Raw genomic sequence first — 17146 nt, forward strand, 5'->3', positions numbered from 1 at the left:
GTAAAAGAGGACACTAACTGAATAATACTAATAAACCTCGCGATTTTGGCTATATCAGCCAAAATCGCGAGGTTTATTTCGCAGATAATATGTATGCACATCACAACATCATACTATCCATGAGTTTTTCTTTGACAAATTGCAGATCTTATTCCCATCCCAAGGCACTTGCACCAAGCACTGCCGCCTCGCTGCCATTAAGAGCGGATATCAGCAATTTCGCCTCATTTTTGTACAAAAAGAGTATATTTTCCTCGTATGCTTTGCGTAACGGCTGCATTAAGTACTCACCAGCCTTAGTCAATCCACCGAAGAATACAAAGGCTTCGGGAGAGCAGAAAGTGGCAAAGTCTGCACAAGCTGTACCCAATATGCGACCTGTGTAATTGAATATATCCAATGCCAACTTGTCACCCTTTTCAGCAGCTTTGAACACGTCGTATGATGTAATTTCGTCAGCCACCAAATCACGCAACAAACTCGCTTCGGAGCTATGTTCTAGGAATTCACGTGCAGTACGCGCAACACCAGTAGCAGAGGTGTATGCCTCCAAACAACCCTTACGACCACAACCACATGAGCGTGCATTGTCTGAATGGTCAATTACGAAATGACCTAATTCGCCGGCAAAGCCATCGCTTCCATATACTACTCGTCCGTCTACGACTATACCAGAACCGACACCGGTGCCGAGAGTAATCATTATGAAGTTTTTCATGCCTCTGGCCACACCATATGTCATCTCACCCATGGCAGCGGCATTGGCATCGTTGGTAACTCGGACAGGAATGCCGAATACCTCTTCAAACAATTGAGCACAAGGTACAATACCCTTCCATGCCAAATTGGCTGCGTTTTCGATATTTCCAGTGTAATAGTTCGCATCGGGAGCACCAATGCCCATAGCGCGTATATTCTGTATGCCACCCACTTGGTCTAAAGCAGGCTGCAATGCTTCATACGCAGCTTTAACATAATCCTTGAAGTCGGGATATGCCTTGGTTGAAATAACTGTTTGTGACTTGATGTTGCCACGTTGGTCTACAATGCCAAATACAGAGTTAGTACCACCCATATCAAGACCTATCACATAAGGCTTGTCTATATCTATTTCCATAAAAAGAGCTTTGATTGGTTATTGTTAGATGATTGTGCAAATATACAACAAATCCCTTATTAATATGACAAATATGCTATGATTATTGCCCGCATTTCCCAATAATTACTTTTAATACAGGGAAAATGGTGTTGCGGTTACTACATTACAGCGTGTTGGAGAATTCAGCACTCTGAGCCATGTAATATGTGCCAACTGCGCATATTGTGCGCATATTGTGAGCTTAATAATTCTATTAGCTCAGCAATTTTGTTTTCTTACTTCTTCTTGCGCAGTAACGACTTGATTTTACCAAAACGGTGTGCCAATTTATACATCATCATAAAGCCGTCATATACAGCAACAGCCCTTTCTACATGGTTAACCCATCGCTGCATTTTGGTATCTGCCTCTGGTGGTGCGAAAAGCGTATGCCATTTCAACGAAATTGATTCTTCGCATTGAGAAATTCTCTTATCCAGTTCTCTCTTTCGTTTGTCAAGACTCTCAATTGTATATGCTTCCCTTGTCATGCTATTTCTATTTATTTGAATTTACATCACTGCCTTTGCTGGCTGCTGGTTTTTCATCCAAGAACAAGTTGGCTATAAAGTTTGTTAGCGGACCTATTACAAACCTTTTCTTGTTAGCGTATACAATAACGCCCAATATTACATAAAAGGCAACTATTATAGCGTATGATGCTGTTTGGCTACCGATCAAGCCTTCCAATGCCGAGGCCACCATCATGGAAACGAACATTACAGCAAGACTTAGCAGCATGAACAATATGGCTCCTACGACGATAAAGGATAGTAACTGCGAAAGTTTGCTTACACAATTTATTTGCAAACGTTCGTACCGTAATGTCACATCTTTCTTTATATCTCCCACTAATTGGGTGATGATGTCTATATTTTTGTCTGAAGAAAACATATTTGCAATAAAAATAGAGTCAAGGAAAGGGCTACCACATAATGAGGATAACGCTTTCCCTGACTCTTGAGTTGTATTACATCAATCGTTCGCAGGCTGGAGTTCGTCTGCAATATCATCAACAAGGCTTTCCATATCCTTGCTGTTAAGTTTGATGCCACGTTTGCGAATTACTTCGGCAATTCTGTTACGAGTGTCGGTTCCCTTTTCAGGAGCGAACAAAACACCACATGCTGCACCAACTGCTGCACCGCCCAAGAAAGCGGCCAATACGTTTAATCCATTTACTTTCATGATAAAAATATTTTAAGTGAGTAATCTCGTGCTCAAATATACGTATATTCTTTTAATCCGACACTATTTTTGCTGTAATATTTTATCACAAGAGGCTAAATAGCGCGTTTTTAATCTTGTTTAAGAAAACAATGAAGTGATTTTCAAATAGCTTTCGTATCTTTGTGGCAGATTATCTACTGCGGCCAAGCTACATCTGCAGTGGATGAGTACTAACCATTTCCTTTATACTTATAATAGGTATCATCAACTACAATAATAATGAAAAAGAATTTTGTTATCGCCCTCGGTTTATGTTCCGTGGTACTTTTTACTGGTTGTAAATCACGTGAAAGCGCTTATCGCCAAGCATGGGAACAAGCCATGGCACAAGATAAGACTCAACAAAACGAGCAGCAAGTTACAACAGAAGAAACTGCCGCAAATGAGGTTACTCCTGTTACACCCACAACTCCGACTAACACAACTACGACAACCATTACCACTGACCATAGTGATGTGCGTGAAATTAATGGCAACATGTCGGTAGTAAGTGGCAATCCACTCAAGACCTATAGTGTTGTGGTTGGAAGTTTTGTTACACAAGCCAATGCTGAAGGATTGAGAAACAGATTACAGCAAGACGGCTATGATGCACGTGTTATCAAAACTGACGAGCAAATTAAGGGTGTTACTGGTTGGTTCCGCGTTATTGCATCTTCATACGATGACAAGGCATCGGCAGTTCAATCTCGTAAATCATTGAGTGGCAAATATGCTGGTGCATGGCTGCTCTATCGCAAATAAATATTATAACAAGCTATGACAAAGTGTTGAATTGCAAGTTGTGAACTTGCAATTCGACTCTTTTTGTGTTTTATAGAAATAACAAACTACACGCATTGGATAATTTGACTCCACTCTTGGGCATGACCCCAAACGAACTTAAAGATGTGGCTGCTGCATTGGGGCTTAAACCTTTTGTTGGCAAGCAAATGGCTGACTGGATTTACAAAAAGCACGTTACCAGTATAGACCAAATGCAGAACATCTCAAAAGACGCAAGGGCTAAAATTAGCGCGCATTATACTATAGGTTGCAGCAAACCTGTTGACGAACAGCGGTCTGTTGATGGAACGATCAAATATTTATACGCCACAACCAAGGGTGATTTTATTGAGACAGTTTATATCCCAGATAAAGAAAGGGCTACACTTTGCGTAAGTTCACAAGTAGGATGCAAAATGGGATGTGCATTTTGCATGACGGGAAGACAGGGATATGCAGCTTCGCTTTCAGCAACTGACATCATAAACCAAATATACTCCCTGCCAGAACGTGACACACTTACGAATGTTGTTTTTATGGGACAAGGCGAACCCTTTGATAATTTAGATAATGTACTGCAGACTACACAAATTCTGACATCTGATTGGGGGTGGGCTTGGAGCCCAAAGCGCATCACTGTGTCAAGCGTAGGACTATCTAAAGGATTGGTAAGGTTCGTTGAAGAAAGTTCGTGCCACTTAGCCATCAGTCTGCATCACCCCATACCAGCAGAGCGTGCAAAAATCATGCCTGCCGAAAAAGCTTTCAGCATCGCAGATATTGTTGCCATTCTAAAACAATATGAAGTTTTTAGAAAGAGCGGGGCCACACATGCAAATAGCGATATTTCGCATCAAAGAAGATTGTCGTTTGAATACATTGTCTTTGATGGAATAAATGATGGCATTAAACATGCTGACGCTTTGATAAACTTGCTGCAAGGACTAGACTGCCGAGTCAATCTTATACGTTTCCATGACATACCAGATACTCCCCTACATGGCGTATCGGACAAGAAAATGATATCCTTTAGAGATTATCTGACCTCTCATGGGTTGTTTACGACAATAAGAGCTTCACGAGGGCAGGATATATTTGCAGCTTGTGGATTGCTTAGTACGGCAAAACAAGAAGCCATGAAGCAGACTAATAATGCTAAATATAACACGTAAAAGAATGATTAGTTACGATACAGACATACAGAATACACCCGAAAAGGCACACAATAGTGACTTGATAAAAATCGGTATTAGCCAGGGTGACACCAACGGTGTTGGGTACGAATTAATATTAAAAACATTCTCTGACCCTGGAATGCTTGAACTATGTACGCCAATCATTTTTGGCCATGTTAAAGTCGCAAATTTTCACCGTAAAACATTGGGACTCAATACACCACTTCAGGTCATTGCGCGTGCAGAAGATGCTGTTGCAGGAAAGCTCAATATAGTGAATTGCTCCGATGACGAAATCAACGTCGAATTTGGGAAACCTTGTGCAGAAAGTGGTATGGCAGCGTTTACTTCGTTAGAAAAAGCTGCTGAATCATACAAAAATGGGGCATTTGACGTGCTTGTAACCGCGCCAATTAGCAAGTCGGACATACAAAACGATGAATTCCGATTTGTTGGACATACCGAATATTTGCAGGATCGCTTTGGGAACGAGACGACTGAACCTCTCATGATTTTATTTAACGATATCATGCGGGTAGCATTGATGACAACTCACGTGCCTATTTCGGAAGTAGCTTTTTCGATAACAGAAGAAAAGATCCAGCAAAAAGCCCGTTTACTTTATAATGCGCTAAGACAAGATTTCTGCATTTCAGCACCCCGCATTGCCATATTGGCACTCAATCCACACGCCGGAGAGGAAGGCCTTTTAGGTCACGAAGAAATTGAAATTATCACGCCGACCATCAAGACCTTATCTGACGCGGGTATTCCTTGTTTCGGGCCGTATGCCGCAGACGGATTTTTTGGAACAGCACAATACCGACACTTTGATGGCATACTGGCCATGTATCATGACCAAGGCTTAGCGCCATTCAAGGCTCTTTCGATGAATGACGGAGTAAACTTTACCGCAGGATTACCAATTATTCGAACTTCGCCAGATCATGGCACTGCATTCGATATTGCAGGCAAAGGAGTAGCAAGTGCAGATTCTTTCCGTCAAGCAGTGTACGCTGCAATAGATATATACAGAAACAGAAAGACCTATATGGAATGTCATGCCAATCCCTTGCCAAAAATATTTCAAGACAAACGAGAAAGATAAGTAATAAATTGTGATACCAAAAATCACATAATCACCTTATACGATTATATGAAATTCGCCATCATAGCAGCAGGTGAAGGATCCAGACTGCAACAAGAAGGTGTTGAACTACCCAAGCCTTTGGTAAAAGTGTGCGGTGAAGCCCTTATTGACAGACTCATAAGAATTTTCCGTAAGAATAACGCCAAGGAAATAGTTATTATTGTCAACCAACTTAATCCGCTAACCGAACAACATATTCTGAAACTAAAAGAAGCCGGACTGGCCTCCGATATTAGAATGGTTGTAAAAACCACGCCAAGTTCCATGCACAGTTTTGCAGAATTGGCTCCTTATCTCGAAAATGAGGAATTTTGTTTAACAACTGTAGACACCATCTTTAATGAAGAGGAATTTGCAAAATATATAGCATATTTCAAAACATGCAATTATGATGGCTGTATGGCTGTTACCAACTACATCGACGATGAGAAGCCATTATATATTGGCACAGATAGCGATTTGAACATAACCGGTTTTTACGATGACCAAAGGACATGCGAATACATATCTGGCGGCATCTACTGCTTACGTCCAAACGCCCTTAGCACACTTAAGCATTGTCTGGAACAAGGTATTAGCCGAATGAGAAATTTTCAGCGTGCACTTGTATCGGACGGATTGCGACTCAAAGCATGCCCTTTTTCAAAAATACTTGATGTAGACCACGCAAGTGATATTGCGAAAGCAGAAAGTTTCTTAACAGCCCAATAGCAGAATGAAGCACATATTAGGTATAAGCAGATCCACCGTTTACAGCCCCAACTCAATAGACAGAGATTCCGCTATTTTTACTGCGGTTACAAGCCGACTTGAACGAATGGGACATGATGTCTCAATCATTAATGAGGATTTGTTTTTTGCCGTAGATTTATCTGATTTTGACCTCGTGTTTTCAATGGCACGAGGTCATGACGTGTTAAATAAATTAGCCCATTTCGAGCATGAGCATCCAGGACGCGTGATCAATTCCGCTATCGTTTTGTCACAAAACACGAGGGCGGATATTGCCAAGACATTGCAAGCAAACAACATAGCCATGCCGCATGTAGCCATTGCGTCACCAAACGAACTGCTCAAAACACCTCAATCATACCCCATATGGTTAAAAAGGGCTGACGCTTGTGCCCAAAAAGTCGATGACATTTGTTATATAGACAAAGAGTCTACCTATCACGAAGCACTCAATGGCTTTGTATCAAAAGGCATAGATATGGTTATTGCAGAGGAGCATCTTGCAGGCGATCTGATTAAGTTCTATGGCATACAGGGAACTGATTTTTTCTATATCACCTACCCTACTGAAAATAAGACTTTTTCAAAATTCGGTTTAGAAGCAACCAACGATGCCATCAAACATTACAATTTTGAAATGTCTAAATTCAAAGAAACAGCCGACAATGCAGCCAGATGCTTAGGCATTGTTGTATATGGAGGCGATGCTGTTGTTGGTAACGATGGAAAATGCCGTATTATTGATTTCAATGATTGGCCAAGTTTTGCACCATGCAGAAAGGAGGCTGCCAAGGCTATCGCATATAAAATAAACAATATCATACTTACATTACATGACATCTCAAAATAAAAGTCAACTACAATCAACATTCAAATCACAAGACACTGAGGAGTGGCTTGATATCCACTTTACTCGACCATTAGGACTGCTTTGGGCCAAAGCATTTGACCACTTCAACATACACCCCAATGTTGTCACAATCTTAAGCATCATTTTAGGTGCTGCAGCCGGTATCATGTTCTATTACCCAGACATGACACATACCATTATAGGTATTTTACTCTTGATTTGGGCCAATTTATACGATAGTGCCGATGGTCAGCTGGCGCGCATGACAGGCAAAAAGACCCGTTGGGGAAGAATCCTTGACGGATTTGCAGGAGATGTATGGTTTTTCACCATATATGCTGCAATCTGTTTGCGCTTGCAGGGCAATTATATTCCTGGCACCACAGTCAAATGGGGATTTTGGATATGGCTATTAGCAGCCATATCTGGTCTCATTTTTCACGGCAAACAATGTCAATTAGCCGATTATTACCGAAACATCCATTTATTTTTTATCAAAGGAAAATCTGGAAGCGAACTTGACAATTTTGAAAAGCTGCGCAAGGAATTTCATTCTCTAAGTTGGAAAAAAGATGGCATGTGGAAGTTGTTCCTCTATTTTTACGGCAACTACACCCGTTCGCAAGAAAAGATGACACCAAACTTTCAACTGTTTAAGCTCAAGCTTGGCGATAAATATGGTGACGAACCTGTCTGTCCAGAATTAGCCAACAAATTCAGGAAAGGTAGTCTCCCTCTTATGAAATGGGCTAATATTCTGACATTTAACACGCGTGCTATTGCACTTTACATAAGCCTGCTCATCGGCCAACCTTGGCTATACTTCATATTTGAGATTACAGTAATGAACATAATCTTTGCATATATGAGGCATAAGCATGAGAAACTTTGCAAAAATATGATGCAGCTATTATAAACATGTACTCGGAATAATCTATACATCATCAAGTGCACACACTACCATTAGACTGAACTCTCCTTCACTTGCAAATGTGTGGAAACAGCTGACTTCAATACTGGAATGGCATCTGCTGATGGTATAAAATTATTTTGAACACTTATTCAACACAACTATTATTCAATGAAACCACTATATCGAAATTTGTTTTTACTTTTTGGCATAGCGGCCATCATAGTAATGCTCTGTACATTTGACGTTAATTACGCCGAATTGTATAGACACCTCACACGGGCTGGTTTGTACTTGCCCGCCGTTATCGGAGTCTGGATATTTGTATATGCCTTCAACGCGTGGGCTTTCCAAATAATTGTAAATAGCGGCACACACTCAAAGCACTTGAGCTATAAACATGCCTACAAGTTGACCGTTTCTGGGTTTGCCTTCAGTTACACCACACCCTTCGGTTTCGGCGGAGGTCCCTATCGTGTAATGGAGCTAAGTTCCTACATAGGCGTACCACGGGCAATGTCATCAGTGGTACTCTATTCTATGATGCACATATTTTCTCATATTTGCTTGTGGAGTACGGCCGCTGTTCTCTTTGCCATTATTTACACCGAAAAAATGACACCCTTCCTGTGGACGTTATTCGGCATTTTTACCATCGTCCTAATAGTCGTATTGTTTGTATTTCATTTATGCTATAAAAAGGGCGTAATTGTCAAGCTATTCAAGCCATTGCTTTACTTGCCCATCGCAAAAAAATGGGCACGAAAGTTTTACAATGAACATGCCGACGACATGCAAAAAGTTGACGACAACATAGCTTATTTACATTCGCAGCCAAAAGCATTCTATCTATCGTTACTATCTGAATATGTTGCAAGAGTTATCAATGCTCTAGAGTATTACTTCATATTACTTTCACTCGGTGTATCACTCACCTTTTGGGATGCCATCCTCGTTCTTGCCTTTTCATCACTCATCGGCAATATACTGTTTTTCCTTCCTATGCAACTTGGTGCTCGCGAAGGAGGCCTATCTCTTATTGTCAAAATATTAGACCTAAGCGCCCCTGGGTTAGGTATATTCACGAGTCTATACACACGTGTCAGAGAACTCGTGTGGATATTCATTGGTGTTGGATTGGTAAAGATTGGGAACAAAAAAATCATGCACGACTAAAGACATCTTCACTCTTATGCAAACATTCTTATTCGACTATGGTGGCACTCTCGACACTTCGGCCATACATTGGTATTACATTTTTAAACAAGCATATGCTAAAAATCCTCTCACCGCGCATATAACCGATGCACAACTACGACAAGCATATGTCACAGGCGAGCGCACCTTAGCCAGCAAAAGGATCATCGTTCCAACAGACACTTTTCATGATTTGCTACAGAAAAAGGTTACAATACAAGTAAGCGCATTGAATGAAATGCAAATTCTTGGTCATATAGACACTTCACAATGCAATAGTGTGATAGCAAACATATCCGACTATTGCAACAATATTGCATACCAAACGACACAAAATTCTGCTCAAATACTTAAATATCTGAAACAACACTACCAGCTTATTATGGTTTCAAATTTCTACGGAAATCTCACCACTGTACTAAATGAATACAAATTGATCAGTTACTTCGATGACATCATCGAAAGTGCCGTAGTAGGCGTACGTAAACCCGATCCTCAAATATGGGCTTTGGGCGTAAAAGCAGCCGGGACAGACAACAAAAGCTGCATAGTAGTTGGCGACAGTTATAATAAAGATATTCAACCTGCAGATAGTATAGGCTGTCAAACAATATGGTTCAAAGGAAAGGAATGGCAAGCAAACAATTTTGATGAAACGCTGCCCACACATGTCATCACATCTTTATCAGATATCAAAAAATGGTATTGAAGCAGATATCTTAAGTCTGTCGCCATAACAGGAACGCATTTTGAGTGCACACTAACCACTCAGTATACACTTTTTTTTGTACATTTGCATGGTCTAATCAGACTATTTAATTTTGATAACTCATTAACAACAGACTTTATAATGAACGCATTCGTATTTCCTGGCCAAGGAGCACAATTCGTAGGTATGGGCAAAGACCTTTATGAAAAGCACCCCATCGCCAAACAATTCTTTGAGAAAGCAAACGACATTCTCGGATTTCGCATCACTGACATCATGTTCAATGGAACTGACGAGGAGCTCAAGCAAACAAAAGTAACACAGCCCGCAATGTTCTTGCACAGTGTCGTTAGTGCACTTTGCTTAGGTAGTGACTTCCAACCTGCCATGGTCGCTGGTCATTCATTAGGCGAATTGTCTGCACTGACTGCAGCTCGTTGCCTCAGTTTTGAAGATGGTCTGAAATTAGTTGCAGCACGTGCCAAAGCCATGCAAAAAGCATGTGAAGCACAACCTGGAACCATGGCTGCCATCATTGCCCTTGCCGATGAAAAGGTTGAAGAAGTTTGTGCCGAAGTACGTAAAGAAACAGGCAAAGTTGTTGTTCCCGCTAATTACAACTGCCCCGGACAACTTGTAATCTCTGGCGAGGTTGAGGCTATTGAAGTAGCTTGTCAAAAATTGAAAGAAGCTGGTGCCAAGCGCGCATTAGTGCTGCCTGTTGGTGGCGCCTTCCATTCACCTCTCATGCAGCCTGCCAAAGACGAACTTGAAGCAGCTATTGCTACAACAGAATTTCACAAGCCAATTTGTCCTGTCTACCAAAATGTTGATGGGAAGCCCCACACCGACCCTGAGGAAATTAAAGCAAACCTCATCGCCCAACTCACAGCCTCTGTGTTGTGGACAAAGGAGGTGAATAACATGGTAGCCGATGGCGCTACAGATTTTACCGAATGTGGCCCTGGAAAAACACTGCAAGGCATGATTGCAAAGATCTGCAAAGGCAATGCCGATGTTAAGGCACATGGCGTAAACGACTAAAGATTACAATGTAAATCAACATCACAACCAAAGGTTAAAGTACAAGATGCCACACCTTTATTTACGCAAAGGCACCTTATACTTTAACCTTTCTATATTTATAATATCATGAAACCTATAATATATCAAATTTTTACACGCCTATACGGCAACAACAAGCATACAACCAACCTCCCCAATGGTAGCATTGAACAAAACGGCTGCGCAAAAATTAACGACATAACTTCTGCACAACTCAAACGCATTGCATCATACGGTTTCACACACGTTTGGTTTACGGGACTTATCGAACATGCTACGCAGACCGACTATTCTCAATACGGAATAGCAACAGATCACCCTGCTGTTGTCAAAGGGCGTGCCGGCTCCCCATACGCAATAAAAGACTACTACGACATCGACCCCGATTTAGCCACTGATGTGCCTAATCGAATGAGTGAATTCGAATCGTTACTTAAACGCACTCATTTGGCAGGACTTAAAATGGTTATTGACTTTGTTCCTAACCATGTAGCCCGCCAATATCACAGCGATGCAAGCCCCAAGGGGGTACACGATCTTGGTCAGGACGATGACACCTCTCAAAGTTTCTCACCACAGAATAACTTCTACTACATCGAGGGACAAACATTACACACTGACTTCGACACAGAACGCCGGGCACTTCACCCATACAGGGAATACCCCGCCAAAGCTACAGGAAACGACTGTTTCAATGCATGGCCGAGCCGTAACGATTGGTATGAAACTATCAAACTAAATTATGGCATTGACTACATGAACGGTCGCCAAAATCATTTCAACCCCACCCCATCTACTTGGCTCAAGATGAAAGATATATTATTATTTTGGGCTTCAAAAGGAGTTGACGCTTTCCGATGCGACATGGCTGAGATGGTGCCAGCCGAATTTTGGCGTTTTGCCATACAAAAGGTACATGACAAATACCCGCATGTATTGTTTATTGCCGAAGTATACAATCCTGGCGAATACCGACATTATATTGCCAGCGGATTCAATTATCTGTACGACAAAGTAGGCTTATATGACACTTTGCGCGCTATTATATGTGATGGAAGATCGGCCTCATCTATAACAGGTTGCTGGCAAAGTATCGACGACATACGTGATCACATGCTTAATTTCCTCGAAAATCATGATGAGCAACGTATCGCCTCAGCTTATTTTGCGGGAAACGCACATAAAGCCCTCCCCGCATTAGTAGTTAGCAGCATGATGGGTACAAATCCCTTCATGGTTTATGCCGGCCAAGAAATTGGTGAAACAGGCATGGATGCCGAAGGCTTCAGCGGAAGCGACGGACGGACCTCCATATTCGACTACTGGTCCGTACCCTCACTACGCAAGCTTACATCATCCAACCCCGCTAACGAACTTACAACTGACGAGGCTACCCTCTACAACTATTATTATAAAGTACTCAACCTTTGCAAAAAACAACCTGCCATCACCAATGGCGCTTTTTACGATTTGCAATACGCCAACTATAGCAATAAATATGGGTACAATTGCGACAGGCAATACGCTTTTATCCGCAAATCTGACGATGGGCAAACATTGCTTATCGTTGCAAACTTTGACCCTAACACCGTACACGTTGGAGTGTGCATTCCATCACATGCCATTTCTTTCTTGCACCTCAGATGTGGACTTACCTCTGCCACCGACCTAATTACTGGCAATTTACAAACAATCGAAGTCAAAGAAGACTCACCAGCATACATACAAGTTCCAGGAAATGGAGCCGTTGTTCTACAAATAGCAGGTAAGGCGAAATAAGAGCAGTGGCAGTTTCAATCAAAAAACAATACACGATTTTGCTATATAAATATCGCAAATACATATATAATCAAGTCTAAGAAGATATTTTTCTAAAAATATCCACAGTATCACTTGGCAGTTATCACAAAACATGCTAACTTTGCACTCGCAAACAAGAAATAAGAGCAACAAGCACTTATAAAACCTGACATCGCGGAGTGGAGCAGTTGGTAGCTCGCCAGGCTCATAACCTGGAGGTCGTTCGTTCGAGTCGAGCCTCCGCAACAACAAGAGTTGAAGTTCAAAAGGACTTCAACTCTTTTTTTGTACAACATACCCAACCTCAACAAAAACGCGTTTTTCGACTTATCCCGCAAATTTACACCTGATATTTGCCCCTGCCCGCTCCAACAAAGAAAATATATTTGCAGAATAATTTGGCAGTTATCACAAAACATGCTAACTTTGCACTCGCAAACAAGAAATAAGAGCAACAAGCACTTATAAAACTTGACATCGCGGAGTGGAGCAGTTGGTAGCTCGCCAGGCTCATAACCTGGAGGTCGTTCGTTCGAGTCGAGCCTCCGCAACTACAAGAGTTGAAGTTCAAAATAAGACTTCAACTCTTTTTTTTGTCTATAACAACAAGGACACACAGAAACATGACCACCTATATAAAACACGATTAAAAACGAGCTTATGATACATATATACAAAAAAAATTGATTGTCTCACGACAACCAATCTTTACTAACCTTAAATCTAATACCATGAAAAACATTGCAAATGTATAGCATTTATTCCCATCATGCAAGCATTATGCAAACTTCTGCCATTTATTTAATGATATTTTATTGCATAGAAACCATTTTGGCAAGTCTTGTTTGCATAATCAAACACAATCACGCATCTGTCTAAGCAAATCACGTTGATGCTCCGTCAACCCCGTAGGCAAATTCACCTTGTATGTTATAATCAAGTTTCCATAAGTGCCATCGGGCTTCTGATACCCCTTGCCACGCAAACGTATCTTCGCTCCATTCTGAGTTTCAGGTTTAACCTTCAATTTGAGCTTACCATTTTGCGTTTGCAGCAATATATCACCACCAAGCAAAGCCGTATACATATCTATACTGACAGTTGCATGTGCATCATAGTCATCCGGATTTACATACGTATGCTCCGAAGCCCGACGCCCGCTACGACCACCTGCCGCCCGTCCGAACAAATCCTCAAAGAATGATGAGAAAGCACCAGAACCACCTGCAAACTGACTAAAGTCAAATCCGTCAGCACCATCACCAGAACTGTAATAATACTGTCCGCCATTACCTCCTGCAGACCCTGTATGCTCAAAAGCATCAGCTTGCTGCCATTGTTCGCCATACTTATCATACTTACGACGTTTTTCAGGGTCTGACAGCACAGCATTAGCCTCATTCAATGCCTGGAATTTAGCCTTAGCCTTAGGGTCGTCAGGGTGCAAGTCGGGGTGAAACTGTTTAACACGCTTTCGATAAGCTGCTTGTATATCGGCCTGAGGAATATCCTTAGGCACACCCATAATTTTGTAATAATCTATGAATGCCATAATGTCTGATTTTTAATTATACCTTTCGTATAACAAATGGAGTGCCACATGACATAATTGTCAGTAAAAAATACCTAACAACCGCAAATAACACGTGATTTTTCTTACACAAATCACGCACTTGCAGCTTTTTTGAGTACTTTTGCACAAAATAAAAAGCCGACACACCCACATGCCGGCTATTAAATAAAAGATTTTCAAACACTATGTATACAGTTGACCAATTAAACGACAAGCTGATCGACCTCGCATTCTCTGAAGATATTGGCGACGGCGACCACACCACTCTTTGTTGCATTCCCGAGAATGCCATGGGCAAATCACGCCTGCTTATTAAAGAAGAAGGCATCTTGGCAGGCATGCGTATAGCAAAGGAAATATTCCACCGTTTCGACCCTACCATGCAAGTTGAGCAATTCATGGAGGACGGCACGCATGTCAAACCTGGTGATGTGCCAATGATTGTCACAGGCAAAGTGCGTTCCTTGCTGCAAACTGAGCGTTTGATGCTCAACGTCATGCAGCGTATGAGCGGTATTGCCACAATGACTAACAAGTATGTACAACGCCTTGAAGGTACAAACACCCGTGTGCTCGACACTCGCAAAACAACCCCAGGCATGCGTATGCTTGAGAAGGAGGCTGTCAAAATTGGCGGCGGCTGCAACCACCGTATCGGACTTTTTGACATGATATTGCTCAAAGACAACCACATCGATTTTGCAGGTGGTATTGCCAATGCGCTTGATCGTTGCGCTGCATACCAAAAAGAAAAAGGACTCAATCTGAAGGTAGAGATTGAGTGCCGTACCTTCGACGAAATCAAACAAGTCATGGCACATGGCGGTGCAGATCGCATCATGCTTGACAATTTCTCCATTGAAGATACCAAAAAAGCTGTAGAACTTATCAATCACAAGTTCGAGACAGAATCAAGCGGTGGTATCACTTACGACACACTGCGTCAATATGCCGAATGTGGCGTTGACTTCATATCTGTTGGCGCACTCACCCACTCTGTCAAGGGCCTTGACATGTCATTCAAAGCCTGTTAACACATTACCGAAAGTCTTTCAACGGGGTAACAAGTCAACATATAAACAGCTGGACTTGTTACCCCGTTAACTCAAGTCCTGCATACATCATTTACAGATAAAACGGAACAATCCATAATGAAACACTTCATCAAAAGCATAGCAAAAGTATTTGCCTCCTTATTGCTTTGGAGCACTACAATTTCTAATGCCGACGCATGCACAAGTTTCTTAATCGGTAAAAAAGCATCAGCCGATGGCTCTGCCTTCATTACTTACAACCAAGATGACTACGGCATGTTTGGCCGCCTCAACTACCTGCCAGCAGGCAAACACGCTGCAGGAACCATGCGTAAAATTATTGACGGTGACACCAATCATTACCACGGCGAAATACCCGAAGCCCCCTACACCTACGCGGTGATGGGCTACATCAATGAGCACCAAGTCGGCATCACCGAAACTACATTCGGCGGCCGTTCCGAATTAGCCGACACCAACGGCATCATTGACTATGTCAGCCTGATGACCATTGCACTACAGCGTTCACGAACAGCAAGAGAGGCCATTGAAGTAATGACTTCACTCGTGCAAAAATATGGATATGCCTCTGAAGGCGAAAGCTTCTCTATAGCCGATCCCAACGAAGTTTGGATCATGGAAATGATTGGAAAAGGGCCACAAGAGAAAGGTGCCGTATGGGTAGCAGTACGTATCCCAGACGACTGCATTGCCTGCCATGCCAATCAAAGCCGCATTCACCAATTCAACATGCATGACAAAAAGAACGTCATCTATTCCAAGGACGTTATCAGCTTTGCCCGAAAACGCGGATATTTTAGTGGAAAGGACGCTGAATTCTCTTTCGCAGATGCCTATGCTCCTGCCGATTTCAGTGCTATACGCTACTGCGAAACACGTGTATGGAGTTTCTACAACAAATGGGTAGAGGGCATGGATAAATACCTTGACTACGTTGACGGCAAACATATCGGCAAGGCTGCCCCCATGCCGCTTTATTTCAAGCCCAAACAATTACTTTCGCTGCACGATGTCATGAACTCCATGCGCGACCACTACGAAGGTACACCTTTCGACATAACAAAAGATGTCGGTGCTGGACCATACAACGCACCCTACCGCCCCACCCCATTAGCTTGGGAGTATAATGGTAAAAAATACTTCAACGAACGCCCCATATCCACACAGCAAACGGCTGGAACCTATGTTATTCAACTGCGCAACTATCTGCCAAATGCCATAGGAGGCATTGTGTGGTATGGAAACGACGACCCCAACATGATTGCCTATACCCCAATTTACTGTAGCGCAAGCCAAGCACCCGCGTGCTACGACCCCAAAGAAGCTAACGACGTAACCTTCTCGTGGAACTCTGCCTTTTGGGTTGAAAATTGGGTGTCAAACATGACATATCCTCGCTATTCGCAATTATATCCGAGCGTAAAAGCAGCGCAACAAGAGCTTGAACAGGCCTATTCAAACCAGCAGGCCGAAGTCGAGAACAAAGCAAAATTACTATTGGCACAAGATCCTGCTCGAGCCAAAGCTTATCTCACAGACTACTCAATACAATGCGCCAATCAAATGATGCAACGTTGGAAAAAATTAGGTGAATATCTGATTGTCAAATATAACGACCAAGCAATCAAGCCCGAAAAAGATGGAAAATTCGAACTCACTCCTGACGGACTCGGAAAGGCCGTTGAGCGTCCTGGATTTGACGAGAATTATCGCAAGACTATTGTAAAAGAAACTGGCGACAAATACCTTGTGCCATAAACACAACCACATTGCAATCAACCTGTAATTAGAAGTTGA

The 17146-nt window shown here is 42.1% G+C and carries 17 protein-coding genes and 2 tRNA genes; 14 read left to right on the forward strand and 5 right to left on the reverse strand.

All coding sequences use genetic code 11. The annotated features are described in order from the left end of the window. Positions 1–148 precede the first annotated feature (148 nt). The 4 genes from BQ5453_RS12120 to BQ5453_RS12135 all read right to left on the reverse strand — a co-directional run bounded on the left by BQ5453_RS12120 (position 149) and on the right by BQ5453_RS12135 (position 2326). Positions 149–1117, reverse strand: a complete 969-nt coding sequence (locus tag BQ5453_RS12120) for an ROK family protein (protein ID WP_022100957.1) — start codon at positions 1115–1117, stop codon at positions 149–151. Between the two features lie 257 nt (positions 1118–1374). Continuing rightward, on the reverse strand, positions 1375–1629 hold the full coding sequence (locus tag BQ5453_RS12125; RefSeq protein WP_071123390.1) for a hypothetical protein: 255 nt from the start codon (positions 1627–1629) through the stop codon (positions 1375–1377). A gap of 7 nt (positions 1630–1636) precedes the next feature. After that, positions 1637–2032 carry a hypothetical protein gene (locus BQ5453_RS12130; RefSeq protein WP_071123391.1) on the reverse strand — a complete coding sequence of 132 codons (396 nt, stop codon included), beginning with the start codon at positions 2030–2032 and terminating at the stop codon, positions 1637–1639. Between the two features lie 81 nt (positions 2033–2113). After that, a complete protein-coding gene (locus BQ5453_RS12135) occupies positions 2114–2326 on the reverse strand; it encodes a YtxH domain-containing protein (protein ID WP_071123392.1) in 213 nt (70 codons plus the stop codon). A gap of 261 nt (positions 2327–2587) precedes the next feature. Here BQ5453_RS12135 and BQ5453_RS12140 point away from each other — a divergent pair, with 261 nt between their 5' ends. The 12 genes from BQ5453_RS12140 to BQ5453_RS12195 all read left to right on the forward strand — a co-directional run bounded on the left by BQ5453_RS12140 (position 2588) and on the right by BQ5453_RS12195 (position 13272). After that, positions 2588–3112, forward strand: a complete 525-nt coding sequence (locus BQ5453_RS12140; protein WP_022100961.1) for an SPOR domain-containing protein — start codon at positions 2588–2590, stop codon at positions 3110–3112. Positions 3113–3234: 122 nt separating this feature from the next. Further along, positions 3235–4305 carry a dual-specificity RNA methyltransferase RlmN gene (rlmN, locus tag BQ5453_RS12145; protein ID WP_071123654.1) on the forward strand — a complete coding sequence of 357 codons (1071 nt, stop codon included), beginning with the start codon at positions 3235–3237 and terminating at the stop codon, positions 4303–4305. Positions 4306–4309: 4 nt separating this feature from the next. After that, positions 4310–5416 carry a 4-hydroxythreonine-4-phosphate dehydrogenase PdxA gene (gene pdxA, locus BQ5453_RS12150; RefSeq protein WP_071123655.1) on the forward strand — a complete coding sequence of 369 codons (1107 nt, stop codon included), beginning with the start codon at positions 4310–4312 and terminating at the stop codon, positions 5414–5416. A gap of 48 nt (positions 5417–5464) precedes the next feature. Next, positions 5465–6169 carry a nucleotidyltransferase family protein gene (locus BQ5453_RS12155; protein ID WP_071123393.1) on the forward strand — a complete coding sequence of 235 codons (705 nt, stop codon included), beginning with the start codon at positions 5465–5467 and terminating at the stop codon, positions 6167–6169. 4 nt (positions 6170–6173) lie between these two features. Then, positions 6174–7040 carry an ATP-grasp domain-containing protein gene (locus BQ5453_RS12160; RefSeq protein ID WP_071123394.1) on the forward strand — a complete coding sequence of 289 codons (867 nt, stop codon included), beginning with the start codon at positions 6174–6176 and terminating at the stop codon, positions 7038–7040. Next, positions 7024–7956: a CDP-alcohol phosphatidyltransferase family protein gene (locus BQ5453_RS12165; RefSeq protein ID WP_071123395.1), complete on the forward strand. Its 933-nt coding sequence runs from the start codon at positions 7024–7026 to the stop codon at positions 7954–7956. Before BQ5453_RS12160 ends, BQ5453_RS12165 begins: the two co-directional genes overlap by 17 nt. Positions 7957–8121: 165 nt before the next feature. Further along, entirely contained in the window at positions 8122–9126 is a 1005-nt protein-coding gene (locus tag BQ5453_RS12170; protein ID WP_022100967.1) for a lysylphosphatidylglycerol synthase transmembrane domain-containing protein, read from the forward strand. Positions 9127–9142: 16 nt separating this feature from the next. Beyond that, a complete protein-coding gene (locus BQ5453_RS12175; protein ID WP_083361235.1) occupies positions 9143–9856 on the forward strand; it encodes an HAD family hydrolase in 714 nt (237 codons plus the stop codon). Between the two features lie 141 nt (positions 9857–9997). Beyond that, a complete protein-coding gene (gene fabD, locus BQ5453_RS12180) occupies positions 9998–10900 on the forward strand; it encodes an ACP S-malonyltransferase (protein ID WP_071123396.1) in 903 nt (300 codons plus the stop codon). 108 nt (positions 10901–11008) lie between these two features. Beyond that, positions 11009–12700 carry an alpha-amylase family glycosyl hydrolase gene (locus tag BQ5453_RS12185; protein WP_202614969.1) on the forward strand — a complete coding sequence of 564 codons (1692 nt, stop codon included), beginning with the start codon at positions 11009–11011 and terminating at the stop codon, positions 12698–12700. 194 nt (positions 12701–12894) lie between these two features. Then, positions 12895–12967 (forward strand) — tRNA-Met (locus BQ5453_RS12190). Between the two features lie 232 nt (positions 12968–13199). Continuing rightward, a tRNA-Met gene (locus BQ5453_RS12195) sits at positions 13200–13272 on the forward strand. A 302-nt stretch (positions 13273–13574) separates the two neighbouring features. On the opposite strand, the gene BQ5453_RS12200 is transcribed toward BQ5453_RS12195, so the two are convergent. Continuing rightward, positions 13575–14273, reverse strand: a complete 699-nt coding sequence (locus BQ5453_RS12200) for a DnaJ domain-containing protein (protein ID WP_071123398.1) — start codon at positions 14271–14273, stop codon at positions 13575–13577. A 206-nt stretch (positions 14274–14479) separates the two neighbouring features. On the opposite strand from BQ5453_RS12200, the gene nadC reads away from it, so the two are divergent. Both nadC and BQ5453_RS12210 read left to right on the forward strand, forming a co-directional pair. Continuing rightward, the gene (gene nadC / locus BQ5453_RS12205) at positions 14480–15328 is read left to right on the forward strand and encodes a carboxylating nicotinate-nucleotide diphosphorylase (RefSeq protein WP_071123399.1); all 849 of its coding nucleotides are present in this window, start codon (positions 14480–14482) and stop codon (positions 15326–15328) included. A 117-nt stretch (positions 15329–15445) separates the two neighbouring features. Beyond that, positions 15446–17107 carry a dipeptidase gene (locus BQ5453_RS12210; protein WP_083361236.1) on the forward strand — a complete coding sequence of 554 codons (1662 nt, stop codon included), beginning with the start codon at positions 15446–15448 and terminating at the stop codon, positions 17105–17107. The last annotated feature ends 39 nt before the right edge of the window (positions 17108–17146 follow it).

Origin of the sequence: Prevotellamassilia timonensis (assembly GCF_900106785.1) — a bacterium.
Taxonomy (GTDB): Bacteria; Bacteroidota; Bacteroidia; order Bacteroidales; family Bacteroidaceae; genus Alloprevotella; species Alloprevotella timonensis.